The organism is Actinomadura mexicana (assembly GCF_900188105.1).
In the GTDB taxonomy this organism is placed as follows: domain Bacteria; phylum Actinomycetota; class Actinomycetes; order Streptosporangiales; family Streptosporangiaceae; genus Spirillospora; species Spirillospora mexicana.
Genome location: NZ_FZNP01000007.1, coordinates 108580 through 134064, shown reverse-complemented (window position 1 = coordinate 134064; position 25485 = coordinate 108580). Strand labels below are relative to the sequence as shown.

The following is a 25485-nucleotide window of genomic DNA, read 5'->3' as shown; positions in this document are numbered from 1 at the left end:
AGCGGGAAGAAGGAGGGGGAACGGCAGCAGCGAACAGGGAGTGACCCGATGGCCGACACGCTCGACGCCGACGAAGTCGCCGACCGCCTGCGCGGCCTGCCCGCCTGGAGCCGGGACGGCGACCGGATCCGCAGGCAGGTCACCGCGCCCTCGTTCGCGGCCGGGATCGAGGTGGTCGCCGGCGTCGCCCGCGCCGCCGAGGACGCCGACCACCACCCCGACATCGACATCCGCTGGCGCACCCTGACCTTCGCCCTGTCCACCCACAGCGCCGGCGGCCTCACCGGCAAGGACTTCGACCTCGCCGCGACGATCGACCGGATCGCCGCCCGGCACGGCGCCCGATAGCCGCGCGATGGCCGTGCAGGTCGCGGTGTGCGGGCCGGGCGAGTGCACCGAACGCCAGTGGGACCACGCCTACGAGACCGGCCGGATCCTCGCCGGGCGCGGCGCCGTGGTCGTGTGCGGCGGGCACGGCGGCGTGATGGCGGCCGCGGCCGCGGGCGCCCGCACCGCCGGCGGCATCGTGGTCGGGATCCTGCCCGCCGCCGACCGCGCCGCCGCCGGCCCCGACCTCACCGCCGCCGTCCCCACCGGCCTCGGCCAGGCCCGCAACAACGTCATCGTCAACGCCGCCGACGCCCTCATCGCCGTCGGCGGCTCCTGGGGGACGCTGTCGGAGATCGCTCTGGCCATGCGCGCGGGGCGCGTCCCCGTCGTGCAGCTCGGCGGCTGGCGCGTCCACGACGAGGACGGACGGCCCGTCGGCGGCATCGTGCACGCCGCCGACCCCGCCGCCGCCGTCCACGCCACCGGCCTGTGGCCCTAGCCCCGCGCCCCGTTCCGCTTCCGCGGGCCGGTCCGCGGGCCGCGCGGTCGAGCGCGCCGCATGGTGACCAGCGGAAGAGTGAGGCACGCGGCGGCCAGCAAGACGACGAACGCGACCGTCAACGCGGTGGTGTAGCCGTGCACCACGGCCGCGTCCGGGCGGGGGTGCGGACGCGAGGCGAGATAGGCCGAGGTGGCCGAGGCGGCCAGGGTGTTGAGCAGCGCGGTGCCCAGGGCGGCTCCGAGTTGCTGCGCGGCGTTGTAGGCGGCCGACGCGGCTCCGATGTCATGCCTGCGCATGCCCTCGGTGGCCAGGGCGGCGGTCGGCGGCATCACGCAACCGAGGCCGAGCCCGGTGAGCACGAGCGCGGGAAGCAGCGAGAACGCGAAGACGTCCGTGCCGCCCGCCGACAGGCGGGTCAGGATCAGCATCCCGGCGGCCGCGGTGAGCAGACCCGGCACGATCAGCACCGCGGGCCGGACGCGGCCGTGAAGTCTCCCGGCGACGAGCAGGGACCCGGCCAGCGTGGCCAGCGCGTTGATGATCAGTGTCAGTCCGGCCCGGACCGGCGAGTAGCCCAGCACCGTCTGGGTGTAGTAGCTCATGAACAGGTAGAAGCCGAACATCGCCACGAACATCAAGGTGATGGCGCAGAACGCGCCGGCGCGGGCGCGGTGCAGCAGGACCCGCATCGGCAGCAGCGGATGGGCCGCGCGGGCCTCGACGGCGGCGAACGCCGCCAGCAGCACCATCCCCCCGGCCAGGAGCGCCTGTACCTCGGCCGAGCCCCACCCCAGTGGTTCGGCCCGGTTGAACCCGTACACCATCGCGGCGAAGCCGGCGAGGCTGAGCAGCGCACCGGCGACGTCCAGCCGCCCTCGCTCGACGACCGGCCGATCCGCGGGCACCAGCATCATGCCGAGCGCGGCGAGCAGCGCCATGGGCACGTTGATGTACAGGCACCAGCGCCAGCTGGCGTACTCGGTCAGCAGACCTCCGGCGATCAGGCCGATCGCCGAGCCCGCCGCGCCGACCGCGGCGAAGACCCCGAACGCCCGGCCGCGGTCGCGTGCCTGGGTGAAGGTGGTCGTCAGCAGCGACAGGCCGGCGGGCGCGAGCGCGGCGGCGAAGCCCCCTTGCAGCGCCCGGGCCCCGAATAGCATCAGCGGATTCACCGCCGCGCCGCCCAGCGCCGACGACGCGGCGAAGCCGGCCAGCCCGATCAGGAAGGTGCGCCGGTGGCCGAGTACGCCGCTGACCCTGCCGCCGATCAGCAGCAGCCCCCCGAACGCCAGCGCGTATGCGGTGATGGCCCACTGCCGGTGCCCGTCCGACATCCCGAGCGCGTGCTGCGCCGACGGCAGCGCGATGTTCACGATCGTCCCGTCCAGGACCACCAGCAGCTGCGCCGCGCTCACCACCGCCAGCGTCCACCAGCGCCGCTTGGACGCGTGCTCCTGCCTGTCACCGGGTGCCTCGCCGGCACGCTCCGCCACCTGCGGTTTGTTGTCTCCGACATCCATGACTCCCAGCGTTTCGTTGAAGTCGCTCCGGAGACTTCCCGCCGCTCCCGGCTCATTCACCAGGGCCGGGCGGCCGGCAACCCTCAACCCGCCGCTGAACCCTCCCGGCCCACGGAAGCCGTGCGTCCGGTGGACGGCGCGGCCGGCGGAACCGCCGTGTCGATTCCCTGGGTGCGAAGCCAGCGGGTCATGGAGGCACCGAAGGCCGAGTGGCCCTCCTCGAGGGGGTGCTGCATGTCACCGGTGGGAAACCTGCCGGTGGTCTCGCCGTTGAAGGAGGTCCGGGAGTTCGTCGCCGTCCCGCCGTAGACGGCGGTGGGGTCCAGGCTCGCGAGGAGGGCCCTGCTCTGGTCGTCCGGGTCGAACCTCAGCACGTCCCAGGCGAAGACGTAGCGGGCGCATGCTCCGCGGGAGCGCAGATAGCCGTCGAGCATCAGCCAGTCCAGCGCGAAGTTGGTGAGGGCGCCCCGCTCACTCCACAGATGCCGGTAGTAGGCCTCCGACAGGCGGTCCTTGATCTGGATTCGCCATCTGCTCAGCCGGTGCCAGTGGAGTTCGTCGGGCAGGGCGGGCCGGAATCCGTGGCCTTTGTCGCGGGGCCGGGTGAAGCACTCGTGGCGGGACAGACCCGTCCACATGCAGATCACCAAGACGTCCTCGACGCGCACATGGTGCTGGGCGGCGAGGCGGTCGAGATTGGCCACCGTCGTGCGGACGACGCGCCGATTGGAGCCGCCGTCGCAGCCCAGGTTCACCCACGGGATCCCGAGGGCGTCGGCGACCAGCGCGGGCCAGGCGTCCTCCGCCCGCCCGAGTTCCGCTCCCCGGGTGTAGCTGCATCCGTTGGCGACGAGCAGACGTACCGGCCTTGACGTCAATGGACCCGCACTCCTTCCCGTTCGCCGAACCGTTCGGCGTCTCGCCAGGTGTTCACAAGGGGTTCGCCGCGAGAGTTGAGGCTGGTGTTGAGCAGCATCGGACAGCCCGAGGCGTCCTCCCATGCGGTGAGCAGGGCGTGGAGGGCCGGGTGCTGGTCGCGGGAGACGCTCTGGACCCGGCTGCTGCCGTCGACGTGGACCACCGCGGGGTGTTCCCCGGGGTTTCGGCACCGCGCGGTGAACTGCATGTACGGGGTGTGCCGCACGGGCACGTCGAAGTGATGGTGAAGTATCTCTTCCCGGATCATCGGGGCGAAGGGTCGGAACCGCTCGCGCCCCTTGACCCGGTTGACGCGGTCCCTCATGTCGGCCGGCCGCGGGTCGGCCAGTAGCGACCGGTTGCCCAGGGCGCGCGGCCCGAACTCGGCGGGGCCGTTGGCGACCGCGGCGATGCCCTCCGTGGTGAGGCTGCGGACCACGGCGGCGATGTCGAGCTCGCGGTCGATGCGGGTTCCGAGGTAAGGGCCCGGCCATCGCAGTGGCCGCCGCAGGTGCGCGGCCACCGCACCGACGCTGGATCCCGCGTCCCCGGGGTTGGGAAAGATCCACACCTCGGAGAAGCCCGCATCCCGGGCGACGACGGCGTTGGAGACGCAGTTCAGCGCCACCCCTCCCATGAGGATCAGGTTCGGGGAGCCGATCTCCTCGCGGGCCCAGACCGCCGCCCTGAGCATGACCCGCTCGGTGATCTCCTGGATGCTGGCGGCGAGATCCTCCGGTCGTGCGTCGGGCAGCCAGTCACCGATGCCACGGTGCACGTTGGCCCTGAGGGCGTAACCCGGCCCGTCGAGCCGGATCCAGGCGTCCACTATGTCGTCGACATGCCGGGGCTTTCCGAACGCGGCCATCCCCATGAGGATGTATTCATCCTCGTTCGGCTTGAAGCCGCAGCGCCGGGTGAACGCACTGTAGAGCAGGCCGAGGCTGTGGGGGTAGCGGCGCCGGTGGCGCAGGCGGAGCCCGTCCCGGGCGGTGTAACCGAAGATGCTGAAGCAGTCGAACTCGCCGATCGCATCGGCGACCACGACGGCCGCGGAGTCGAATCCGCTCGTGGCGATCCCGGCCCAGGCGTGCGACTCGTGGTGACTCGCGTACGTGACCGGGATGTTTCTCCGCAGGCCGATCGAGCGAAGGTAGCGGCTCGGCAGATCCGATCTCGACAGGGCGTGCTCCCACTGTCCGGCCCTCAGATGCCGAAGTTTCTTGACCAGGGGCCGTTCGTACCAGACCACCTGGTCCGGAGGGCCGAAGGCCCGGGCCTCATTGAGGAGACCGGAATGGAGCAGCGCGTCGTTCTTGGCGCGGGAATAGCGCTCTGAATGCCCCGCGAACAGCAGCCGGTCGTCATGAACAACGGCCAGGGCCGCATCATGTGAGAGCGCGGAGACCCCCCAGACGATCAAGGATTTCCTCGTTCATTTGTACATGAACGGGTCGTCATGCCGGAGCCGCCTTCTCTTCATGAACCATTTAATACGGTGAATGAAATTTCGGGCGGCATGCGACACGACGCCCCTGCCCCGGCCTGACACGGGTTCTCCCTCTGTTCGAAGCCGGCCGCCGAACCGTCAAGGCGGCGATCACCTGCAGTACATCATTTGTTTTCGGGTAGAGACAAGTAGGCGGTGCGTGCGGGGCAGGGCTGGCCCGACGAGCTCCCGCATGCCTATAGTCCCCCCATGATCGAGTCTCCGGACCTGTCCCGGGACACCGGTCCGCCCGTGCCCGCACCCGAGGCCGGCGCACCAGAGTCCATCGCCGCCACTTCACTTGAGAAGCCGGCAGGGCGTCGTTATCACCCCTCACCGGAGGATTGGCGAGCGGAAATCTTCTATTCGATCGTCACGGACCGCTTCCAGGCCACCGAACCGATCGCGGCCGAAGGAGATCTCGCGGACGGGACCTCGCGCCACGGCGGCGACCTGCGCGGACTGACCTCCCGGCTCGGCTACATTCGCGACCTGGGCGCCACCACCGTCCAACTGTCGCCCGTGGCGCTCAATGGATCCGGTGCCTATCACGGCTACGCCCCTCGGCACTTCATGGCCGTGGACCCGAGGCTGGGCACGCTCGCCGAACTCCGCCGGACCGTCGACACCGCCCACCGCCTCGGCCTCCGGGTCGTCCTCGACCTCGTCCTCAACCATGCCGGACCCGTCTTCGACTACGCGGACGGCAGCAACGCCTGGAAGGGCACTCGGGAGGCGGCCGACGTCGCGGCGAACGGCATCGCGATCCTGCCGCTCGAACTCGCCTCACCTCGGCATTTCTCCCGGCGCGGCGTCATCGACGACTGGGACGACACCGACCAGGAGACCCAAGGCGACTTCCCGCCGGACTACCGCAGGCTCGCAACGGAGAATCCCCGGACCCGGGAACTGCTCCAGTACATCGCCTGCTGGTGGATCAAAGAGACCGACATCGACGGTGTGCGCCTGGACGCGATCCGGCACATGGACCGCACTTTCATCCGAGATCTCAGCTCGGCCGTCAAGGACTATGCGCGGTCCCTGGGGAAAACGAATTTCGCGGTCATCGGAGAACACGCCAGCAGTGATAACACGCTCATCGCCTCCTGCTTCGAATCCGGGGTGAGCGCCATGTACAACTACGGCGAATACCGGCGGCAGAACCGGGCGCTTCACGGTCGCGGGCCCGCCCGCCTACTGGAGCACAGCTTCGAGAACGCGGCGAAGGCGTTCGGCGGCGACCACGGGTCCACCGTCAGATTCATCGACAACCACGATGTCTACCGGTTCCTCAGAGATGGCGAACCACTGGAACGACTCCGCGTCGCCCTGGCCTTCCTTCTCTTCTCGCTCGGCATTCCCATGCTCTACTACGGTACCGAGCGGGGATTCCGGCAAGCGTCCGGCAGCCTCGATCCGGAGAATCTCGCGGATCCCGCCGATCCGGGAAATCGGGAGGACATGTTCCCGGAGGGGAAATTCGTCTCGGCGAGTTCCTCCGGCGACGGGTTCGACCGGTCCTCGCCGGTGTTCGGCTGGACGCGGCGGCTGATCGAGATCCGCCGACGGTACGCCGCACTTCGCTTCGGGGAGCAGGAGGTCGTCTTCTCCGATCCCAGCGGGCCCGGGAACTACGCCTTCGTGCGCCGCCACGGCGAGGGGTCGGCGTTGGTCGTCCTCAACACCGCCGACCGGGCCCGCCGGCTGGACCTCTCAGCGGGCGTTGAACCGGGGGGTCCGCTGGTGGACGTCCTCGATCCCAGTGCCCCGGCGCAGGTCGGCGGACCGGGGGACGGCCCGCTGAGCATGACGGTGCCGCCCTTCGGCGTCAGCGTCCTCGTACAAGACCCAGGACACCGGAAGCTACGGCCAGAGGCGAAGTAGCCGCCTGACCGCGAATCGGGCGGACTCACCAACGCTGACCGGCGTGCCTTATGCCCCCGCCGTTCTGGTCGCACCTCCTGCCCACCGATGGGCGATCGGACGCACCGAGTCGACCTGATCTACCGCAGCCGCATCCCGTCGCCGTCGTCCAACGACGGTTTCGGCCCCCGCTCCCGAACGTGTCCCCGCCCTTGAAGCAGAAATTGATCTTGAGGTCCGGTTCCGCTCAGCCCAGCTCGTCTCCGGCGAGGTGGAGGAGGATGTTGATCAGGCGGGCGTTGAGGGGGAGATTCTCGGCGAGGTAGTCCGGGGTTCGGACATCCCAGGTGGTGGTCCGGAGGGCGATGGCTTGAGCACGGGGCTCGTCCTGGGTGATGAGCGCCAGGGCGAGGTCCAGAGTGGGGCTGGGTCCGGCCAAGGTGGCTCGGAAATCGGTGAACTGCTTGAGCTGCGTCGTGGCCGCCGACGGGTTGAGCGCGGCCAGAAGGAGTAGCCGGGCCTTGTGGGCTTGCGGCGACAGCTGCCACAAGGCCAGCAGGTCGGGGACGGCATCGGCAACGGCCCGGGTCGTCAGGGCCCCCGGGCTGTCGCCCTCGGGCTCGGAGAGTGCCCAGGCGTCCTGGGAGGCGATGTAGAGCAGGTCTTGAAGGAGTTCGAGACGGCGTTCGGGGAGAATGCTCGGCGAGAGTGCGATTTGCGCCAGGAACGGGATGGTGCGCTCCGTTGCCGAATACATGGTGTCCTGGTGCACGATGGCGCTGAAGTACTCATGCATGGCGTCCGACCAGCCCTCATCGTTGGCGGCCAGCGCTCGAAGAATGTCGGGCGTGTCGTCTGCGGAGCCGTATGCGTGGTCAAGGGAGGACCAGTCAACATCGTCCAGTCCGGTGAGCATGATCGGTTCACCCTCGCCTGACAGCGATCGGGGTCCTTGGTCCAGCTGCCGCGGGACCACGGCGCTCTGGGCTCGGGGCTGGGTGCGAGCGAAGGACGCCATGCGGAACTCCCGCACGTCCTCTCTCGTCCGGTCGACGAGCAGCCCGTCGAGGGAGCCGAGTTCCGGCGGACTCGGATGGCGGACACCGTAGGCGTCCGTCAGCCGCGCAACGAACCGGTGCTCCTCGGCCGTCCACCATTCGATGTCGTCGTCGGGATATGGCCCGTCGTCCCACGCCAGGACACGCCAGCCTGGTTCGTCACCCCAGCGGCCGCGGTAGGTGCAAGGGGTGAGCAAGACCTGGGTATAGCCCCGCTCAACAAAGACCTCCGCAATTCGCCGAGCCGTCGGCTCGTCGCGACTGCGACGTCAGCGGCTTTGCTCCAGCGCTCGAGAACCTGCGTGAATTCGGTCACGTTGCAGCATTCTAGGCAAGGCCGGAACAGGCCTCAGTCTCATGGCCGCGCAGGCGTTGCGCCTCATTTTGGCACTGCGCTCCCGCCGCACCGCGTTGACGTCCGGGGCGAGGACGTAGTCATTGTGATGGGCGCCCCGCTGGTCCGCGCCGCCGAGGGCTCGTCACCCGGAGACCACCCCGACCCGGTCTGGCGCGCCCTAGTGGGCGGAGAAGCCGCCGTCGACGAATATCGCCTGGCCGGTGACGTAGGCCGCTGACGGCGACGCCAGGAACACCGCCGCGCCGGCGAAGTCCTCCGCCAGGCCGTTGCGGCCGACCATCGTCCGGTCGGCGAGCGCCCGCACCTTCACCGGGTCCGACGACAGGCGCGCGTTCAGCGGCGTCATCACGAAGCCCGGCACCAGCGCGTTGGCGGTGACGCCGCGGCTCGACCACGCCTCGGCCTGCGAGCGGGCCAGCGCCACCAGCCCCGCCTTGGACACCCCGTAGGCGCCGCTGGTCACCGACGCCCGGAACGCCTGCTGCGAGGCGATGTGGATCAGCCGCCCGAAGCCGCGCTCGGCCATCCCCGGCCCGAACCGCTGCCCGAGCAGGAACGGCGCCTCCAGGTTCACCGCCATCGTGGTGTCCCACACGTCGGGGCCGAGTTCGTCCATCGGCGGCCGCAGGTTCACCCCCGCCGCGTTGACCAGGATGTCGGGCTCGCCGAACACCGCCGCCGCGGCGTCGGCGGCCTCGGCGACCGCGTCCCGCGACCCCAGGTCGGCGCTCACCTGCGCGGCCCGGCAGCCGTGCCCCTCCAGCTCCCGCACGGTCGCCGCCAGGTCGGCCTCCCGCCGCGCCACGACCACCACCGAGGCCCCGGCCCGCGCGAGCGCCCCGGCGATCGCCCGGCCGATGCCCGAGCTGCCGCCCGTCACCACCGCGACCCGGCCCTCCAGCGAGAACAGCTCGGACAGGTAGGGGAGGGGAGAGGGCCTGTCGCTCATGACCGCAGAGTCTACGGGCCGTCCGGCGGGCCGGCCGGCGGGTCGTCGCCGCGGCGGCGGTCCCGCCACACCACGAAGACGATCACCGCGACCACCACGAACGTCGGCACGAAGAACGGCACCGCCGTGATGATCGGATGGGACGCCAGGACCCCCTCGGCCGCCGTCATGCGCCCGCCTTCGCGCGCGCCCCGTCCCGGGCGCGCCCGGGACGGTCCGGCAGCCGCCGCGCGATCCGCGTCACGCCCCAGCCCAGCGACAGCACCAGTGCCAGGGTGCACAGCAGCACCACCGCCGAGCACGCCGCCCACAGCCAGCCCGGCACGTCGGTCTTCAGCTCCCGCTGCAGGATCGTCCGCTCGCCCTGCAGGTCCCGGGTGAAGCGCGGCGGCGCGGGCAGCTCCTTCGCGCCGATCGCCGGGTCGTCGGGCAGGTAGACCGGGACGCCCGCCAGCGCCCGCCCGTCATGGACGCGCACCAGCGTCTTCCACTCGCCGTGCAGCGGCATCGGCTCGCTCGTCCGGTAGACGCCCTCGCGCACCTTCACCAGGCGGTCGACGTGCAGGCCCCGCCCCTGCCAGCCCGTCACCGTCACCCAGGCCGGGCCGTCGACGGTGTTGGCGGGGGAGAACTCGACGCGCGCGTCGGCGGTGCGGTGCGCGGCGTCGCCGCGGACGCCGGTGAGGGTGACCGTGGCCGTGCGGCCCTGCGGGACCGTGACGACCAGGCCGTTGGCGACCGCCGCCGCCACCGCCAGGATCGCCGCCGCGAAGAGCCCGCGCGCCACCGCCGGCCGCGGCGTCCGCCCGCGCAGCCCCTCGGCCAGCAGCGCCCCGCACACGCCGCCCGCGACACCGCCCGCCACGGCCATCGCCATGCCCTCGGCCACGATGTCCGGCGTCCACGGCAGCCGGAACGCCGCCTGCCCGTAGGCGTACTCGGCGCCGAACCCGGCCGTGCCGATCAGCACGCCCGACACCGCTCCCAGCGCCAGCGGCCGCCGGGCCAGCACCAGCGCCGCGACCTCCACGCACACCGCCTCGGCGAAGTACAGCGGCACCGCCGCCCACAGCTCCCCGATCACCCCGCCGACCAGGACCGACACCCCGCCGCGCACCACCATGTAGAACGCCACGGCGAACACCGCGCCGCCGCGTCCGGCCCACAGCCGCGCCGCGACCAGCGCGCAGCCCGCCGCCAGCGCGATCAGCAGCGGCTGGTGGACGAGCCGGAACTGCGGCACCCCGAAGTCGTACTCGGCCTGGAACACCGACAGCCCGATCAGCAGCCCGCCCGCGTGCATGCAGCGCCGCACGTAGCGCAGCCACCCCGGCGGCTGCCCGGCGTCCCCGCAGGCTTGGCGGCCCTCCCGCTCCAGCACCATCATCGCCACCAGCGACAGCCCCGCCCCGCCGATCAGCATCAGGTGCGTCGGCCCCCACAGCGTCACGTCCTGCCCGAAGATGCGGTGCCACACGTCGTCGAGGGGGAATCCCAGCAGCGCGTAGAAGCCGGCGCCGGCCAGCAGCACGCCGCCCGCCGGGGCGTGCCAGTCCCGGGTGATCCGCACCGACGCGGCCCCGGGGCGCTCGCCCTTGGGCAGCACGACGGCCAGCACCCCGGCGGTGAAGATGCCGAACAACCCGATCAGGATGGGGTAGTGGGCGATGTTGGCCAGCGGCCCCTCGTCCCGGCCGTGCGAGATGTGCAGGGAGATGTCCCAGTACATTCCGAGCAGCGCGACCAGCAGCGACACCATCGCGACCGGGATCGGCAGCGCCGCCCACCCCGGGGTGCCGCGTCCCGGGCCGCGCGTCGCCAGGTCCGCCGCCCGCGCCAGCACCGTGATGCGGCCGCTGCGATGCCCCCATCCCAGCACCAGCAGCGCCGCCGTCAGCGCGGCCGCGGCGCTCGAGGCGATGAGGATCTGGTCGAGTGCCGCGCCGCCCGCCGGCTTGGCCGGCGCCTCGGCGAGCCGCGCCGCGACGCCCGCGCCGCTGATCGTCGCGCTCATGCCCGTCACGTGCTCCAACACCGCTGCTCCCTTGACGCACGAACCGGGACGTCCCTCTATCGACCGGGACGAACCCCTGACCGGAGTATGTCACTTCCCAATGTGTCATTGTCTAGTGTCACAATCTGTGGTGTGCACCACCGGAACGGAAGGGGAGACATGCGGCGGCCGACACGAACGAGAGCGATCGCGGCGCTGATCACGGCCACGGCGGCGCTGACGGCGGCGGCCGCCTGCGGCGAGCCCGCGCCCCGGGCCCCGTCAGGCGCGCGGTCCAGCGCCCCGCCCACCGCGCAGGGCGGCGCGCCGTCCGCGTCCGGGCCGGCCGCCGTCCGGATCGCCGTGACCGTGACCGGCGGGAAGGCGCACACCGCGCGGCGCCGCGTGAAGGTCCCGCGCGGCGCAACCGTCGAGATCACCGTCACCGGCGACACCGCCGACGAGTTCCACCTGCACGGCTACGACCGCGAGCTGGAGCTCCGGCCCGGCCGGGCGGCCACCCTGCGGTTCACCGCCGACACCCCGGGCGTGTTCGAGGCCGAGCTGCACCACTCCGGCGCCCGCGTCCTCGAGATCCAGGTCGGGTGACCCGTGCACGTGCTCGCCCACGGGCTCGGCGGCCGCACCGACCTGCCGCTGGACGCCGTCGCCGCCATCGCCGGCGGCGGCCTCGCCGTCGCGGCCTCCTTCCTCGCCCTTACCGCCGCGTGGAAACGGCCTCGGCTCCACCCGGACGCCGGGCGCCCGCTGCCCCCCGCCCTCGCACGCGCGCTGGACGCGCCCGCCCTCACCGCGGCCGGACGCGCCCTCGCGCTGGCCGCGGCCGCCCTGGTCGTCGCCGTCGCGTTCGCCGGTCCCGCCTCCGACGCCCGCAACCTCGCGCCGTGGGCACTGTTCGTGACGTTCTGGGTGGGCCTGGTCCCCGCCAGCGTCCTGCTCGGGCCCGTGTGGCGGCGCGTCAACCCGCTGCGGACCCTGCACGCCGCGCTCTGCCGCGCCACCCGCACCCCGCCGTCGGGGCGGCGCGCCCTGCCCGCCCGGCTCGGGTACTGGCCCGCCGCGGCCTGGCTCACCGGGTTCGTCTGGCTGGAACTGGTCGCCCCGCACCGCTCCGACCCGCGCCTGGTCGGCGCCCTCATCCTCGCCTACGCCGCCTGCAACCTGGCCCCGGCCTGGTGGTTCGGCCGCGACTGGTTCACCCGCGGGGACGGCTTCGAGGCATACTCCAGCCTGCTGGCCCGGATGTGCCCGGTCGGGCGGCGCGGCGACGGCGCCCTCGTCCTGCGCACCCCGCTCACCGGCCTGATGCGGGGCGAACCCGAACCCGGCCTCACCGCCACCGCCTGCGTGCTGATCGGCTCGACCGGATTCGACGGGATCACCCGCACCACCTACTGGCGCGACAACGTCGACCCCTCCAGCGTCCCCGCCGGAACGTTAGGCCTGGCCGCCGCCGTCGGCGCCGTCGCGCTGCTGTACGTCGCGGCGCTGCGGCTCAGCGCCCGGATGACCGGCCAGGACCCCGCCGCCCCGCACCCGCCGTCCGGGCCCGCGCGGTTCGCCGCGACCCTGCTGCCGATCGCCCTCGGCTACACCCTGGCCCACTACTTCTCGTTCTTCGTCCTGGAGGGCCAGACCACGTTCATCCTCGCCAGCGACCCCTTCGGGACGGGACTGAACCTGCTCGGCTCCACCGGCAACCGCGTCGACTACGACCTCGCCGGACCCGCCCTCACCGCGCAGGTCCAGGTCAACGCCATCGTCCTCGGCCACATCGCCGGAACCATCGCCGCGCACGACCTCGCCCTGCGCGGTCCCGGCCCGGCCGCGCGGGGGCAGCCGCCCATCGCGGCCGTCATGGTCGCGCTCACCTGCGCCGGCCTGTTCGCCCTGCTGAGCGGCTGACCGCTTGCGGCGCTCGACCTCCCTGGCCGCCACGCCCACCGCGATCAGGACCGGCACCGCGACCTTCGCCGCCGCCGGCAGCGCGTGCGCCCACGGCGGCGCCGACACCTCCGGCAGATCGGGCCACGGCACGTCCGGCCACGGGATGTCGGGCCAGGGCACCGACGGCAGATCCACCTCGGGAAGCCCCACCTTCGGCCACGGGACCAGCGCCAGCAGCAGCTTCACAAGGACGCTCAGCCCCAGCAGCGGGAACAGCACCTTGCCCGCCGCCGCCGCGACATGGCGGGAGGCGTACAGCTCCGGATGCGCCCGCGCGAACGCCTCACGCTTCGCCGCCCGCGTCCCCGCCGGAGGCTCGAACGCCACCGGCCCCGGGGCCGCGGCCGCCTCCTCGGAGGCGTCCTCCTCGGTCCCCCCGGCGGACTCGCCGTCCTCGCCCGGCTCGGGCACGCGCAGCACGCAGCGCGCGGCCTGCCCGGTCACCAGGCCCGTGAGGCCGAACGCGGCCACCACCTCCAGCTCCCCGCAGGGGAGCGTGACCTTCGGGAAGCCCGTCGCCTCCGCGAGCCGCTCACCGTCGGCGTACAGACGCGCCGTGTGGTCCCAGCCGGCGCGTTCGGTCTCGACCTCCAGCCTGCGGCCGTCATGGACGAGCGTCCAGCGGCCCGCGGGCGCGCCGTTCAGTGAGCCACCCCCTGCCATACCGCTAGTCTCACCGGTGCGCGCGCCGGAGATCGACGCCCGAACGGCCACCGCCCGTAGACCAAAGTCGACACGCGCCCGACGTGCGCGCACCGGTCGTTCCGCGCGGGTGGTCAGCGCGCGAACCTCCACCGCATCGCGCCGTACGGCTCCACCGTCCCCACCGTGAACACCGTGTGGAAGGTGATCCGGTAGACGTGCCACGGCGGCGGCCCCGCGCTCTGCGCGCTGTAGGGCGCGGTGAACGCCGCGCCCTCCACCCGCGCCGGCCACCCGCCGTCCCGGTACCCGGCCGCGACCGCCTCCAGGACCGGCGGGTCGGTGACGCGCTCGGCCTCGCCCTCCAGCACGACGTCCCCGACCGGGGTGCGGACCGAGACCGTGCACGCCGGGTTCGCCGCCAGGTTCCGGGACTTGCGCGTACCGGGCCCGCTGACGACGTACAGGTCCCCGTCGTGCCACAGCGCGCCGACGCCCGCCGAGTGCGGGCGCCCGTCCGGGCGGACCGTGCCGAGGAACACCGGCGTCCCGGCCTTCGGCAGCGCCGCCTTCAGCGCGTCGCGCACACCGTCCCACGCCATCTCGCCGGCGCCGTAGATGTCGAGGTCGCGCGCCTCGACGGGATCGCGGTCGCTCATCGTCGCCCTCCTTCGTGAATCGCGGCAGCATTCGCAGGGGTAGACGGCGGGGCGGCGGCGAATTCATCGGTCCCCGTTCCTAGAGTTGCGTGCATGGCTCCTTCGATCGCCACCGCGAACCGCGTCGACCGCTCCGAACTGCTGGAGTTCCTGCGTCCCCGCCACCACGCGCTGCTGTCCACCGCCCGCGCCGACGGGCGGCCCCAGATGTCGCCGGTGACGTGCGGCGTCGACGGCCAGGGCCGCATCGTCATCTCCACCTACCCCGAGCGGGTCAAGGCCCGCAACGCCCGCCGCGACCCGCGCGTGTCGGTGTGCGTGCTGTCCGACGACTTCACCGGCCCCTACGCGCAGGTCGACGGCACCGCCGAGGTCATCGACATGCCCGAGGCCGCCGACGCGCTCGTCGACTACTACCGCTGCATCGCCGGGGAGCACCCCGACTGGGACGAGTACCGGGAGGCGATGCGCCGCCAGGACAAGTCCCTGATCCGCGTCACCATCGAGCGGTGGGGGCCGATCGCGACCGGCGGGTTCCCCGCCCGCCTCGTCCCCGACAACTAGCGGCGGGCCGCGGCCCGCCCGGGCAGGCCGCGGCGCAGGAACTCGGCCGTGACCGAGGACGGCGCCTCCAGCAGCGCGGCGGGGGTGCCGGCGAACACGACCTCGCCGCCGTGCCGCCCCCCGCCGGGCCCGAGGTCGACCACCCAGTCGGCGTGCTTGACCACCTGCGGGTCGTGCTCGACGACGATGACGGTCCCGCCGCCGTCCACCAGCCGGTCCAGCAGCGCCAGCAGCGCGCCGACGTCGGACATGTGCAGGCCCGTCGTGGGCTCGTCCAGCACGTAGACCGTGCCGGCGCGGTGCAGCCGGGTCGCCAGCTTGACGCGCTGGCGCTCGCCGCCCGACAGCGAGCCCAGCGGCCGCCCGAGCGTCATGTAGCCGAGCCCCACGTCGTTGAGGGCGCGCAACCGCGCGGCGATCGCGCGTCCGGCCGGGTCGGCGTCCTTCGGGGCGGCGCCGGGCGGGCCGGCGGGCTCGGCGAAGAAGGCCAGGGCCTCCTCGGCGGTCATCGCCAGTACGTCGACGATCGTGCGGCCGCGCAGGGTGTGCGCGAGGACCTCCGGGCGGTACCGGCCGCCCCGGCACGCCTCGCACGTGGTGGTGACCGGGTCCATGAACGCCAGGTCGGTGACGATGGCGCCGTTGCCGTCGCACCCGGGGCACGCGCCCTTGGAGTTGTGGCTGAACAGCGCGGCGTCCGCGCCGCTCACCCGCGCGAACAGCCGGCGCAGCGGGTCCATCGCGCCGACGAAGGTGGCGGGGCTGGAACGGCGCGACGCCGCGATCGCCGACTGGTCCACCACGACCGCGCCGGGGTGCCGGGCGGCGAACTCGTCCATGACCAGGGTGCTCTTGCCCGACCCGGCGACGCCGGTGACCGCCGTGAGCACCCCCGTGGGGAACCGCACCGTCACGTCCTTGAGGTTGTGGGTGCGGGCGCCGGTCACCGCCAGCCATCCGCCCGGTTCGCGGAACGCGGCCTTGACCGGCGCCTTGCGGCCCAGCGCCCGGCCGGTCGGCGTCGCGGCGGAGCGCAGCCCCGCGACCGTCCCGGTGAACACGACCTCGCCGCCGTGCACGCCCGCGCCGGGCCCCATGTCGACCACGTGGTCGGCGATGGCGATCACGGCCGGGTCGTGCTCGACCACCAGCACGGTGTTGCCCTTGTCGCGCAGCCGCAGCAGCAGCGCGTTCAGCCGGTCGACGTCGCGGGGGTGCAGGCCCGCGCTGGGCTCGTCGAAGATGTAGGTCATCCCGGTCAGGCTCGACCCCAGGTGCCGGACGACCTTGAGCCGCTGCGCCTCCCCGCCCGACAGCGTCCGGGTCGGCCGGTCCAGGGACAGGTAGGACAGGCCGATGTCCACCAGCCGCCGCAGCCGCCCGACGGCCTCCCCGGCGACCCGCGCGGCGACCGGGTCGGTGATCTCGCCGAGCGCGGCGACCAGGTCGCCGACCTCCATCCGGGACATCTCGGCGATGCCGCGCCCGCCGACGCGCGAGGCCAGGGCCGCCGTGTTGAGCCGCGCTCCGCCGCAGGCCGGGCAGGTGTCCTCGCGCACCACGCGGCGGGCCGCGTCGCGCACCTTGGGCGGCAGGGACGCCAGGTCCCGCTTGAGGTAGAGGCGGTGGAACCGCTCGATCATGCCCTCGTAGGCGTTGTGGCCCATCGACCCGGTCCGGTTGCGGCGCGGCACCCGGAACCCCTTGCCGTGCAGGAGCAGGTCCCGCTCCTCGGAGGTGAAGTCCCGCAGCGGCTTGTCCGGGTCGAACAGGCCCGACTCGGCGTACAGCTGCCACACGAACGTCCCCACGTCGAACGGCGGGAAGTTCACCGCGCCCTCGTTCAGCGACCGCCCGGTGTCCAGGAACCGGTCCAGGTCCACCCGCGCGACGTGCCCGAGGCCGTCGCATTCGGGGCACATGCCGCGCGGGTCGTTGAAGGAGTAGGCGGCGGCCTCCCCGGCGCTGGGCGCGCCGTGCCGGGAGAACAGGACCCGCAGGACGGGGGAGATGTCGGTGATGGTGCCGACCGTGGAGCGGGCGTTGCCGCCGATCGGCCGCTGGTCGACCACGACCGCGGGCGTGAGGCGGTCGATGACGTCGGCGTCGGGCCGCTCGCGGCGGGGCATCCGGTCGCGGGCGAACCAGCTGAGCGTCTCGTTGAGCTGCCGCTGCGACTCCGCCGCGACCGTCCCGAACACGATCGACGACTTGCCCGACCCCGACACCCCGGTGAACACCACGAGCCGGTTCTTGGGGATGCGCAGCGAGACGTCCTTGAGGTTGTTGCTCCTCGCGCCGGTGATGATGATGTGGTCCCCGTTCATGCCCGGAACGCTAGGCGGCAAAGAGGCCAGATCCTGGCCGCATTGGTCGGCATACTGGGAGCATGTCGTCCGAACGCCTGCTGCGGCTGCTGTCGCTTCTGCAGACCCGCCGGGAGTGGAGCGGGCCGGAACTGTGCGCGCGCCTGGCCGTCAGCCCCCGGACCGTCCGCCGCGACATCGAGCGGCTGCGCGGCCTCGGCTACCCGGTGCACGCCACGCTCGGCGCGGCCGGCGGCTACGTCCTGGAGGCGGGGGCGGCGATGCCGCCGCTGCTGCTGGACGACGAGGAGGCCGTCGCGATCGCGGTCGGGCTGCGCGCCGCCACCGGGGGAGCGGTCGAGGGCATCGCCGAGGCGTCCGTGCGCGCCCTGGCCAAGCTCGAACAGGTCCTGCCCGCGCGGCTGCGGCGCCGCGTCACCGCCCTGCACGCCGCCACCACCACCCTGGGCTCCCCGCCCGCCGGGCCGGTCGCCGCCCCCGAGACCCTGACGGTGCTGGCCGCGGCGTGCCGCGACCACGAGCGCGTCCGCTTCGCCTACCGCGACTCCGGCGACGAGGAGACCCGGCGCCTGGTCGAGCCGCACGGCCTGGTGTCGGCGGGGCGGCGCTGGTACCTGGTCGCGTTCGACACCGTCCGCGACGACTGGCGGATCTTCCGCGTCGACCGCGTGTCGGGCCCGCTGCCGACCGGCGTGCGGGTTCCCCCGCGCGAGCTGCCCGCCGCCGACACGGCCGAGTTCGTCACCCGCCATATGGCGGGATCGCGGTCGGCGACGCGGGCGGTGCTGCTCGTGCACGCGTCCGCGCGGGAACTGGCCGACCGGTTCCGCGTGACCGAGGCCGAGGTCGAGCCGATCGACGACCGCACCTGCGTGCTGCGCACCTCCGCCGACTCCCTGGAATGGACGGCGCTGCGCATCGCCTACCTCGACATCGACTTCGAGATCCGCGAGCCGGCCGAGCTGCGCGACCGCGTGGCGGCCATGGCGGACCGCCTGGCCCGCGCCGCCCGCTGACCCCGGGCGACCCCGGGCGCCTCACCGCCCGGCGCCCACCGCACGGACACCCGGGCACCTGGTGGGCGCCGGTCAGGTCTCCTCGGCCGGCAGTGCCGCCGCGGCGCGGTGGATCTTCTCCAGGGCGCTCATCAGGTGCGCGCGCTCGGCGCCGGTGAGACCGGCGGTGACCGCCTCCTCCAGCGCGCGGCGCTCGGCCTCGACCGGCTCGCGCAGGGCGCGCCCGGCGTCGGTGAGCCACAGCCGGACCAGGCGGTTGTCCCGCTCGTCCCGTCTGCGGACGAGCAGGCCCGCGGCCGACATCCGGGTGGCGGCCTTGACGACGGTGGGGGTGGTGACGTGCAGCGCGGCGGCGATCTCGCCGGGCGTGCGGCCGTCGCGCTCCCACAGCGCGCGCAGCAGGAAGTCCTGCCCGTAGTGCAGGCCGTGCCGCCGCATCCCGTTCTCCGCCGCGGCTCGCAGCGCCTTGGACGTCCGGCTGTGCAGGTCCAGGAAGTCGGGCATCGCGGGCTCCCTCGCCGGCAGATCGGTTGACGGCTAATGATTCACCGGCTAACGTTCTGCCGCGTACATCGATAGACGGCAAACGATTTGGAGGCCTCATGCTACTGGTCACCGGCGCCACCGGGAACATCGGTCGCGACCTCGCCCGCGAGCTGGCCGGCCGGGGCGCGCGGTTCCGCGTGCTCGTCCGCGACCCCGCGCGGGCCGCCGACCTGCCCGCCGCCGCCGAGCGGGCCGTCGCCGACCTCGGCGACGCCGCCACACTGCCGGCCGCCTTCGCCGGCGCGGACCGGCTGTTCCTGCTCCCGACCGGCACCGGCCTGGAGCACACCGCGGGCGCCGTCGCCGCCGCCCGCGACGCCGGGGTCCGGCACATCGTGCACCTGTCGTCCCTGACCGTGGTCGGCGACCCGGTGCCCGCCATGGGCCGCTGGCACCACGAGCGGGAGGGGAGCGTCCGCGCGTCCGGCATCCCCTTCACGATCCTGCGGGCCGGCGCCTTCATGGCCAACGCGCTGGAGTGGGCGGCGACCGTCCGCGGCGGCGGGTACGTCCTGGACCCGACCGGCCCGGGGCGGTTCGCGCCGGTCGACACCGCCGACATAGCGGCCGTCGCCGCCGCCGTCCTCACCGAGGACGGCCACCAGGGCCGGACCCACGCCCTCACCGGCGGCGAGCTCCTCACCGTCGCCGAGCAGGTCGAGATGATCGCCGCGGCCGCCGGGCGGGGCATCGAGGTCCGCCCGGCGCGGACCCCCGAGGAGGCCGTGCGGGCACGGTTCCCCGGCGGCGCGCCACCCGAGCTCGCCGACGCCCTCGTCGACTGGTACGCGCACATGCGCGCCGGCGGCGCCGCCGTCCGCACCGACACCGTGCAGCGGCTGCTCGGCCGCCCGCCCCGGACCTTCGCCGACTGGTGCGAGCGCAATGCCGACGCCTTCTCCGGTACCTGACAGAAGATGTCAGCTTCTCCTGGAAGCCTGGGCACACCGATCACGAAGGAGCCCATAGATGCCCGGTATCGCCGAGTTCGTCGCCGTCACCCTCGACTGCCCCGAGCCCCCCGTGCTCGCCGCGTTCTACGCGGCGGTGACCGGAGGCGAGGTCACCTACGACACCCCCGAGGCCTCCGCCGTCAAGCTGCCCAGCGGCCCGGACGTCTACTTCCAGGGCGTCGCCGGGCACCGGCCGCCCACCTGGCCCGAGGGGGAGCGGCCCCAGCAGTTCCACCTCGACTTCTACGTCGACGACCTGGACAAGGCCGAGGAGACCGTCACCGGCCTCGGCGGCGCCAGGCCCGACTTCCAGCCCGGCGGCGACCGCTGGCGCGTCCTGACCGACCCGGCCGGGCACCCCTTCTGCGTCTGCCTCCGCCAGAACTAGCCGGGGGCCGGGACTAGCCGAGCACCCGCACCGGCACACCGCCGCGCGGGCGCATCGCGGTCACGCTCGTGGGCGTGGCGGCGGGGGAGACCAGGGACAGCCGCGTGCGGCGCAGCAGGCACGCCAGCATCGTCTTGATCTCCACCGTCGCCAGCGTCGAGCCGATGCAGCGGTGCGGGCCGCCGCCGAACGGCAGGTACGTCGCGGGCGTGGTGGGACGGTACAGCTCGGAGGACCGGTTCCACCGCTCGGGCCGGAACCGCCCCGCCTGCGGCCACACCTCCGGCATCCGGTGGGTGACGTACGGCGAGTAGAACACCATCGCCCCCGCCGGCACCCGGTACCCGCCGTAGGAGAAGTCCTCGACCGGGACGCGGGCGCTGAGCACGGCGGGCGGGAACAGCCGCAGCGTCTCGTTCACCACCCCGTCCAGGTACTCCAGCGCGGGCAGGTCGGCGGCCTCGACCGGCCGGTCTCCGACCACCTCGGCCACCTCCCGCCGCGCCCGCTCCTCGGCCCGCGGATGGGCCAGCAGCGCGTGCACCGCCCACGCCATCGCGGCGCTGGTGGTGTCGTACCCGGCCGAGATGAGGCTGATGACCTGGTCCTGGAGCTCCTGGCGGGTCAGGCCCGCGCCGTCCTCGTCGCGCGAGGCCAGCAGCATGCCCAGCACGTCGTCGTACTCGCCGCCCTCGCGCAGCCGCCGCTCGATCTCCTCGTCCACCCGCCCGGCGACCAGCGCGCGCGACGCCGCGACGCGCCGCATGTAGGGGTTGGGCACCGACCGCAGCACCATCTGCAGCACGAAGTTGCGGTCGACGGCCGCGAGCGCGACCTGCAGGCGCCGCCCGATCACCTCGCTGTCGGCGGCGAGCCGGTCGCCGAACAGCACCTCCACCGTGTTACGGCGGATCACCCCGCGCAGCTCGGCGTAGGCGTCCAGCGTCCGGCCGGGGCGCCAGGACTCCAGCGCCGCGTCGGTGTTGGCCGCCATCCGCGCCACGTACCCGGCGACGCGCCGGTGGTGGAAGGCCGGCTGGACGAGCCGGCGCCGCCGCCGGTGGTCGGCGCCGTCGCTGACGATCAGCGCGGTCTCCCCGTTCACCGGCACCAGCAGGTCGAACGCCTCCCGCCAGCGGAACAGGCCCGAGTTGGCGAACACGAACGCGTTGGCGTCCGGGCCGAACAGGTGCACGAACGGCATCCGGCGCGTCCCGACGACCGCGACCGGGCCCGCGGCGGCGTGCAGGCGCAGCAGGCTCGCGCACGGGTTCCGCGTGAACCCGATCCCGTGCCGGACCGTCAGCGACGGAGAGGGGCCCCGCACCTTCCCTCCCGCGGTGCGGGCCTTGCGGGGACGGGGCGCGCGTACCGGGGTGTCGGGTGCCACGCGCCCCACTATCGCACGCCCCCGCCGCCCCCGCCCGGCGCGGTGGGAGGATGGGACCCGTGACGGAGTACCGCGAGGAAGGGACGCAGCAGCCCAAGCCGGGCACGCAGACGGTGGACCGCTCCGTGGCGGTGCTCCGCTCCTTCGAGGGCGCCGCCCGGCAGACCCCCACTCAGATCGCGCACCGCCTCGGCCTGTCGGTCAGCACGGCGCACCGCATCGTGCGCGCCCTGCACGCCACCGGGATGCTCGCGCAGGACCCCGCGACCGAGCGGTACTTCCTCGGCCCCACCACCGCCATCCTCGGCCGCCTGGCGCTGGAGCGGATGGGCGCGACCCTGCTGCAGCCCGAACTGACCGCGCTGCGCGACGGGACCGGCGAGGCGGTCAGCCTCGGCGTGCGGGCCGGCGACGAGGTCGCGGTGCTGCTGCACCTGCCCTCGGTCCATCCGCTGCGCTACGACCAGCCCCCCGGCGACCGCAACCCGATCCACACGTGCGCGATGGGCAAGGCGCTGCTGGCCTTCGACGGCGACCCGGTCGCCATGGAGGAGCCCTACGCCCGCCACACCCCCGCGACCCTGACCACCCGCGCCGAACTGGAGGCCGACCTGCGGGGCGTCCGCGAACGCGGCTACTCCGTCAACGACGAGGAGCGGCTGGCCGGCGTCCGCGCCGTGGCCGCGCCGGTTCGCGACGGCGGCGGGCGCGTGTTCGCGGCCGTCGCGCTGCAGGGCCCCTCGGTGCGGTTCGGCGGCGACCGGATGCCCGCCCTGGCCGAGGCCGTGCTGGCCGCCGCGGGCCGCCTCACCGACCTGCACCGCCACCTGTCCTAGCCGTCACCGGTCCTAGCCGTCACCTGTATCAGCCCGTTCCGCCGGGGGCGCGGCGGTCAGTTCGTCCAGCAGCGCCGCCACCGCGGGCGGCCGCTGGCCCGCCGCGACGACCGCGCTGATGCGGCGGCCGCCGACGTCGCGCACGTCGGGGAACGCCACGCCCGGCTCGGTGTGCAGGCCGAGCGCCAGCTCCGGCAGCGTCGTGACGGCCAGGCCCCGCGCGACCAGCCGCTGGATCGCGACGTGGTCCTCGGTGGCGAACGCGATGTCGGGGGCGAACCCGGCGCGCGCGCACGCCCAGCGCAGATGGTCGCGGCACCGCGCGCAGCCCGACGCCCACGTCTCCCCGGCCAGGGCCTCCAGCCGCGGCCGCCCCGCCGACGCCAGCGGATGCGCCGCCGGCACCAGCAGCCTCAGCGGGTCCTCGCGCAGCACGACCTCCCGGAACCGCGCGTCGGTCTCGGGTGCCATGGACGCGTGCCGGAACACCACCGCGATGTCGGCCTCCCCGGCCCGCAGCAGCGCCAGCGCCTCGGGCGGCTCGGCGTCCACCAGCGTCACCGACACCCCCGGCGCGCGGGCCCGCAGCCGGGCCAGGGCGTCGGGCATCAGCCCGCCCGCCGCCGTGGGGAACACCGCGGCCCGCACCCGGCCGGCGCGCAGCCCGGCGATCGCGGCGATCCGCTCCTCGGCGTCGCCCATGCGGGCCAGCACGTCCTCGACGTGCTCGACCAGGACCCGGCCCGCCTCGGTCAGCCGCACGCCCCGGCCGTGCCGGACCACCAGCGGGGTGCCGACCTCGGCCTCCAGCCGGGCGATGTGGTGCGAGACCGCGGGCTGGGTGTAGGCCAGGGAACGGGCGGCGGCGGTCATCGACCCGAGCCGCGCCACCTCGCGCAGGATCCGGCCCCGGTGCAGGTCGAGCATCACCGCAAGGTATCAACACCGTTGATGGGACGCCAAGAAAACCGTACTTTGTGCTATGGCGGGCCGGTGCCCCACGATCGGGGCATGACCCTTTCCCTGCCAGAGGCGCAGCGCGAGTTCGGCGCCGGAGTCGCCTTCCTCAACACCGCCACCTACGGGCTTCCGCCGCGCGCCGCGCACGAGGCGATGCTGGCCGCCGAGCACGACCGGGCCGCCGGGCTCCTGGAGCGCTGCGAACTGGACGCGGCGGTCACCCGGTCCCGGGAGGCGTTCGCGCGGCTGCTCGGCGTCACGGCGGGTCGGGTCGCGTGCGGCCCGCAGGTGTCCTACTTCACCGGGCTGGTCGCGGCGTCCCTGCCCGCCGGTACCGAGGTGCTCGTCGCCGACGGCGACTTCACCTCGCTGCTGTTCCCGTTCGCCGCCCGCCCGGACCTGAGCGTCCGGTCGGTCCCGCTGGAGCGGCTCGCCGAGCACGTCGGCGCGGGCACCGGGCTGGTCGCGGTGTCGGCGGTGCAGTCCGCCGACGGCCGCATCGCCCCCATGGACGAGCTCATCGAGGCCGCCCGAGCGCACGGCGCCCGCGTCCTGCTGGACGCCACCCAGGCCGCCGGATGGCTTGCGCTGCCCGCCGACCGCGTCGACTGGCTGGTCGCCGGCGGCTACAAGTGGCTGCTCGGCCCGCGCGGGACCTGCTTCCTGACCGGCACCCGCGAGGCCCTGGACGCCCTGCCCGCCATCGGCGCCGGCTGGTACGCCGGCGCCGACATCTGGGACTCCATCTACGGGCTGCCGCTGCGCCTGGCCGACGGCGCCCGCCGCCTGGACCTGTCCCCGGCGTGGCAGTGCTGGGTCGCCCAGGCCCCCGCACTGGAGCTGCTGGAACAGGTCGGGATCCCCGCGATCCACGACCACGACGTCGCGCTGGCGCGCCGGTTCGCCGCCGGGCTCGGCCTCCCGCCGGGCGACTCGGCGATCGTGTCGGTGCCCGTGCCGGACGGCGCCGCCGACCTGCTGCGCCGCAACGGCGTCATCGCCACCGTGCGCGCCGGGCGGCTGCGCTGCGCGTTCCACCTCAGCACCACCGAGGCCGACGTCGACAAGGCCGTCGGCCTGCTCGCCCCGCTCGTCCCCGCCGCCGGGTGAAGTTCTTACAAGGTTCGAACAAGGTGCCTTGACCGGCCCGTCCAGGCGGTTGCGGCCGCGCCCCGCGCCCTACGTTCGTGCGCATGAACGTACTGCTCACCGGGTCGGCCGGGTTCATCGGCTCGCACATCGCCGAGGCCCTCACCGCCGCCGGCCACCACGTCCGCGGGCTCGACACGCGCACGGGCGGGCTCGGCGACCCGCCCGCCGACGTCCGCGACGCCGCCGCGGTCGCGCGGCGGCTGGAGGGCGTCGACGCCGTCTGCCACCAGGCCGCCAAGGTCGGCCTCGGCGTGGACGTGTCCGACCTGCCCGACTACGCCTCCGTCAACGTGCAGGGCACCGCCGTGCTGCTGGCCGAGATGGCGCGCGCCGGCGTCGGCGTCCTGGTCCTGGCCTCCTCCATGGTCGTCTACGGGGAGGGCGCCTACACCTGCGACGTGCACGGCCTCGTCCGCCCCGGGCCCCGCCCGGAGGGCGCGCTGCGCGCCGGGCGGTTCGAACCGCCGTGCCCGGCGTGCGGGGAGCCGCTCGCCCCCGGCGCCGTCGGCGAGGAGGCCCCGCCCGGCCCCCGCAACGCCTACGCCGACACCAAGCTCGCCCAGGAGCACCTGGCCGCGTCCTGGGCGCGCGCGACCGGCGGGTCCGTCGCCGCGCTTCGCTACCACAACGTCTACGGGCCGCGGATGCCGCGCGACACACCCTACGCCGGAGTCGCGGCGATCTTCCGGTCCCGGCTGATGGACGGGCGGGCGCCGCTGGTGTTCGAGGACGGCGCGCAGCGCCGCGACTTCGTCCACGTCCGCGACGTCGCCCGCGCCAACGTGCTGGCGCTGGAGCGGGCCGCGGACGGGCCGCCCGAGCCCGGCGGCGTGCGCGCCTACAACATCGCCAGCGGCGACCCCCGCACCATCGGCGGCATGGCCGGCGCGCTCGCCGACGCGTTCGGCGGCCCCCGGCCCCGCGTCACCGGGGAGTACCGGCTCGGGGACGTCCGCCACATCGTCGCCCGGCCCGACCGCGCCCGCCGCGAACTCGGCTTCCGCCCGGCGGTGCCGTTCGCCGAGGGCATGGCCGAGTTCGCCCGGCCGCACGTCACCAGTTCGCAAGGGTCGCCGCCCCGTCACCGAAAGTAGCGTCCGAGCT

24 protein-coding genes are annotated in these 25485 nt (G+C 73.9%); 12 read left to right on the top strand and 12 right to left on the bottom strand.

Going from position 1 to position 25485, the window contains the following annotated elements:
- Positions 1–48 precede the first annotated feature (48 nt).
- On the top strand, positions 49–348 hold the full coding sequence (locus CHC11_RS19385; protein WP_089313171.1) for a 4a-hydroxytetrahydrobiopterin dehydratase: 300 nt from the start codon (positions 49–51) through the stop codon (positions 346–348).
- A gap of 7 nt (positions 349–355) precedes the next feature.
- Complete coding sequence (locus CHC11_RS19380) at positions 356–829, top strand: TIGR00725 family protein (RefSeq protein WP_089313170.1); 474 nt, start codon at positions 356–358, stop codon at positions 827–829.
- Here CHC11_RS19380 and CHC11_RS19375 read toward each other — a convergent pair.
- The 3 genes from CHC11_RS19375 to CHC11_RS19365 all read right to left on the bottom strand — a co-directional run bounded on the left by CHC11_RS19375 (position 826) and on the right by CHC11_RS19365 (position 4693).
- Positions 826–2352 (bottom strand): MFS transporter, encoded by a 1527-nt coding sequence (locus CHC11_RS19375; protein WP_089313169.1) that lies wholly within the window; start codon positions 2350–2352, stop codon positions 826–828. The two genes, CHC11_RS19380 and CHC11_RS19375, sit on opposite strands and share 4 nt — an antisense overlap.
- Positions 2353–2435: 83 nt before the next feature.
- A complete protein-coding gene (locus CHC11_RS19370; RefSeq protein WP_089313168.1) occupies positions 2436–3230 on the bottom strand; it encodes a DUF6071 family protein in 795 nt (264 codons plus the stop codon).
- Positions 3227–4693, bottom strand: a complete 1467-nt coding sequence (locus tag CHC11_RS19365; RefSeq protein WP_089313167.1) for a carbamoyltransferase C-terminal domain-containing protein — start codon at positions 4691–4693, stop codon at positions 3227–3229. Before CHC11_RS19365 ends, CHC11_RS19370 begins: the two co-directional genes overlap by 4 nt.
- 276 nt (positions 4694–4969) lie before the next feature.
- Here CHC11_RS19365 and CHC11_RS19360 point away from each other — a divergent pair, with 276 nt between their 5' ends.
- Positions 4970–6643, top strand: coding sequence for an alpha-amylase family glycosyl hydrolase (locus tag CHC11_RS19360; protein ID WP_089313166.1), 1674 nt, complete (start codon positions 4970–4972; stop codon positions 6641–6643).
- 226 nt (positions 6644–6869) lie between these two features.
- Here CHC11_RS19360 and CHC11_RS19355 read toward each other — a convergent pair whose 3' ends face one another.
- From CHC11_RS19355 to CHC11_RS19345, 4 genes are all read right to left on the bottom strand, one after another.
- Positions 6870–7877: a hypothetical protein gene (locus CHC11_RS19355; protein ID WP_089313165.1), complete on the bottom strand. Its 1008-nt coding sequence runs from the start codon at positions 7875–7877 to the stop codon at positions 6870–6872.
- A gap of 318 nt (positions 7878–8195) precedes the next feature.
- Positions 8196–8987, bottom strand: a complete 792-nt coding sequence (locus tag CHC11_RS19350; protein WP_089313164.1) for an SDR family NAD(P)-dependent oxidoreductase — start codon at positions 8985–8987, stop codon at positions 8196–8198.
- Between the two features lie 11 nt (positions 8988–8998).
- Positions 8999–9157: a hypothetical protein gene (locus CHC11_RS41395; RefSeq protein ID WP_179278904.1), complete on the bottom strand. Its 159-nt coding sequence runs from the start codon at positions 9155–9157 to the stop codon at positions 8999–9001.
- Positions 9154–11022: a hypothetical protein gene (locus tag CHC11_RS19345; RefSeq protein ID WP_245919448.1), complete on the bottom strand. Its 1869-nt coding sequence runs from the start codon at positions 11020–11022 to the stop codon at positions 9154–9156. The genes CHC11_RS41395 and CHC11_RS19345 overlap by 4 nt, the downstream gene beginning before the upstream one ends.
- A 138-nt stretch (positions 11023–11160) precedes the next feature.
- Between CHC11_RS19345 and CHC11_RS19340 the strand changes: the two genes are divergently transcribed.
- Positions 11161–11589, top strand: a complete 429-nt coding sequence (locus CHC11_RS19340; protein ID WP_089313162.1) for a cupredoxin domain-containing protein — start codon at positions 11161–11163, stop codon at positions 11587–11589.
- A 3-nt stretch (positions 11590–11592) separates the two neighbouring features.
- Positions 11593–12906 carry a hypothetical protein gene (locus tag CHC11_RS19335; protein WP_089313161.1) on the top strand — a complete coding sequence of 438 codons (1314 nt, stop codon included), beginning with the start codon at positions 11593–11595 and terminating at the stop codon, positions 12904–12906.
- Positions 12907–13724: 818 nt separating this feature from the next.
- Here the strand turns inward: CHC11_RS19335 and CHC11_RS19325 are convergent.
- Positions 13725–14249 (bottom strand): pyridoxamine 5'-phosphate oxidase family protein, encoded by a 525-nt coding sequence (locus CHC11_RS19325; protein WP_089313159.1) that lies wholly within the window; start codon positions 14247–14249, stop codon positions 13725–13727.
- Between the two features lie 93 nt (positions 14250–14342).
- Here CHC11_RS19325 and CHC11_RS19320 point away from each other — a divergent pair, with 93 nt between their 5' ends.
- A complete protein-coding gene (locus CHC11_RS19320) occupies positions 14343–14813 on the top strand; it encodes a PPOX class F420-dependent oxidoreductase (protein WP_089313158.1) in 471 nt (156 codons plus the stop codon).
- On the opposite strand, the gene CHC11_RS19315 is transcribed toward CHC11_RS19320, so the two are convergent.
- Complete coding sequence (locus CHC11_RS19315; protein ID WP_089313157.1) at positions 14810–17140, bottom strand: ATP-binding cassette domain-containing protein; 2331 nt, start codon at positions 17138–17140, stop codon at positions 14810–14812. The two genes, CHC11_RS19320 and CHC11_RS19315, sit on opposite strands and share 4 nt — an antisense overlap.
- 62 nt (positions 17141–17202) lie before the next feature.
- On the opposite strand from CHC11_RS19315, the gene CHC11_RS19310 reads away from it, so the two are divergent.
- A complete protein-coding gene (locus CHC11_RS19310) occupies positions 17203–18156 on the top strand; it encodes a helix-turn-helix transcriptional regulator (RefSeq protein WP_089313156.1) in 954 nt (317 codons plus the stop codon).
- A gap of 72 nt (positions 18157–18228) precedes the next feature.
- Here the strand turns inward: CHC11_RS19310 and CHC11_RS19305 are convergent, their stop codons facing one another.
- Positions 18229–18660: a MarR family winged helix-turn-helix transcriptional regulator gene (locus tag CHC11_RS19305; RefSeq protein ID WP_089313155.1), complete on the bottom strand. Its 432-nt coding sequence runs from the start codon at positions 18658–18660 to the stop codon at positions 18229–18231.
- Between the two features lie 98 nt (positions 18661–18758).
- Here CHC11_RS19305 and CHC11_RS19300 point away from each other — a divergent pair, with 98 nt between their 5' ends.
- Together CHC11_RS19300 and CHC11_RS19295 are read left to right on the top strand one after the other, a co-directional pair.
- Positions 18759–19613, top strand: coding sequence for an NAD(P)H-binding protein (locus tag CHC11_RS19300; RefSeq protein ID WP_089313154.1), 855 nt, complete (start codon positions 18759–18761; stop codon positions 19611–19613).
- 58 nt (positions 19614–19671) lie between these two features.
- On the top strand, positions 19672–20043 hold the full coding sequence (locus CHC11_RS19295; protein ID WP_089313153.1) for a VOC family protein: 372 nt from the start codon (positions 19672–19674) through the stop codon (positions 20041–20043).
- 13 nt (positions 20044–20056) lie between these two features.
- On the opposite strand, the gene CHC11_RS19290 is transcribed toward CHC11_RS19295, so the two are convergent.
- Entirely contained in the window at positions 20057–21433 is a 1377-nt protein-coding gene (locus CHC11_RS19290; RefSeq protein ID WP_245919446.1) for a cytochrome P450, read from the bottom strand.
- 59 nt (positions 21434–21492) lie between these two features.
- Between CHC11_RS19290 and CHC11_RS19285 the strand changes: the two genes are divergently transcribed.
- Positions 21493–22269: an IclR family transcriptional regulator gene (locus tag CHC11_RS19285; protein ID WP_179278903.1), complete on the top strand. Its 777-nt coding sequence runs from the start codon at positions 21493–21495 to the stop codon at positions 22267–22269.
- A gap of 12 nt (positions 22270–22281) precedes the next feature.
- Here CHC11_RS19285 and CHC11_RS19280 read toward each other — a convergent pair whose 3' ends face one another.
- A complete protein-coding gene (locus tag CHC11_RS19280; protein WP_089313151.1) occupies positions 22282–23196 on the bottom strand; it encodes a LysR family transcriptional regulator in 915 nt (304 codons plus the stop codon).
- A gap of 84 nt (positions 23197–23280) precedes the next feature.
- Here CHC11_RS19280 and CHC11_RS19275 point away from each other — a divergent pair, with 84 nt between their 5' ends.
- A complete protein-coding gene (locus CHC11_RS19275; RefSeq protein ID WP_089313150.1) occupies positions 23281–24339 on the top strand; it encodes an aminotransferase class V-fold PLP-dependent enzyme in 1059 nt (352 codons plus the stop codon).
- An 83-nt stretch (positions 24340–24422) separates the two neighbouring features.
- Complete coding sequence (locus CHC11_RS19270) at positions 24423–25475, top strand: NAD-dependent epimerase/dehydratase family protein (protein ID WP_089313149.1); 1053 nt, start codon at positions 24423–24425, stop codon at positions 25473–25475.
- Positions 25476–25485: the final 10 nt, after the last annotated feature.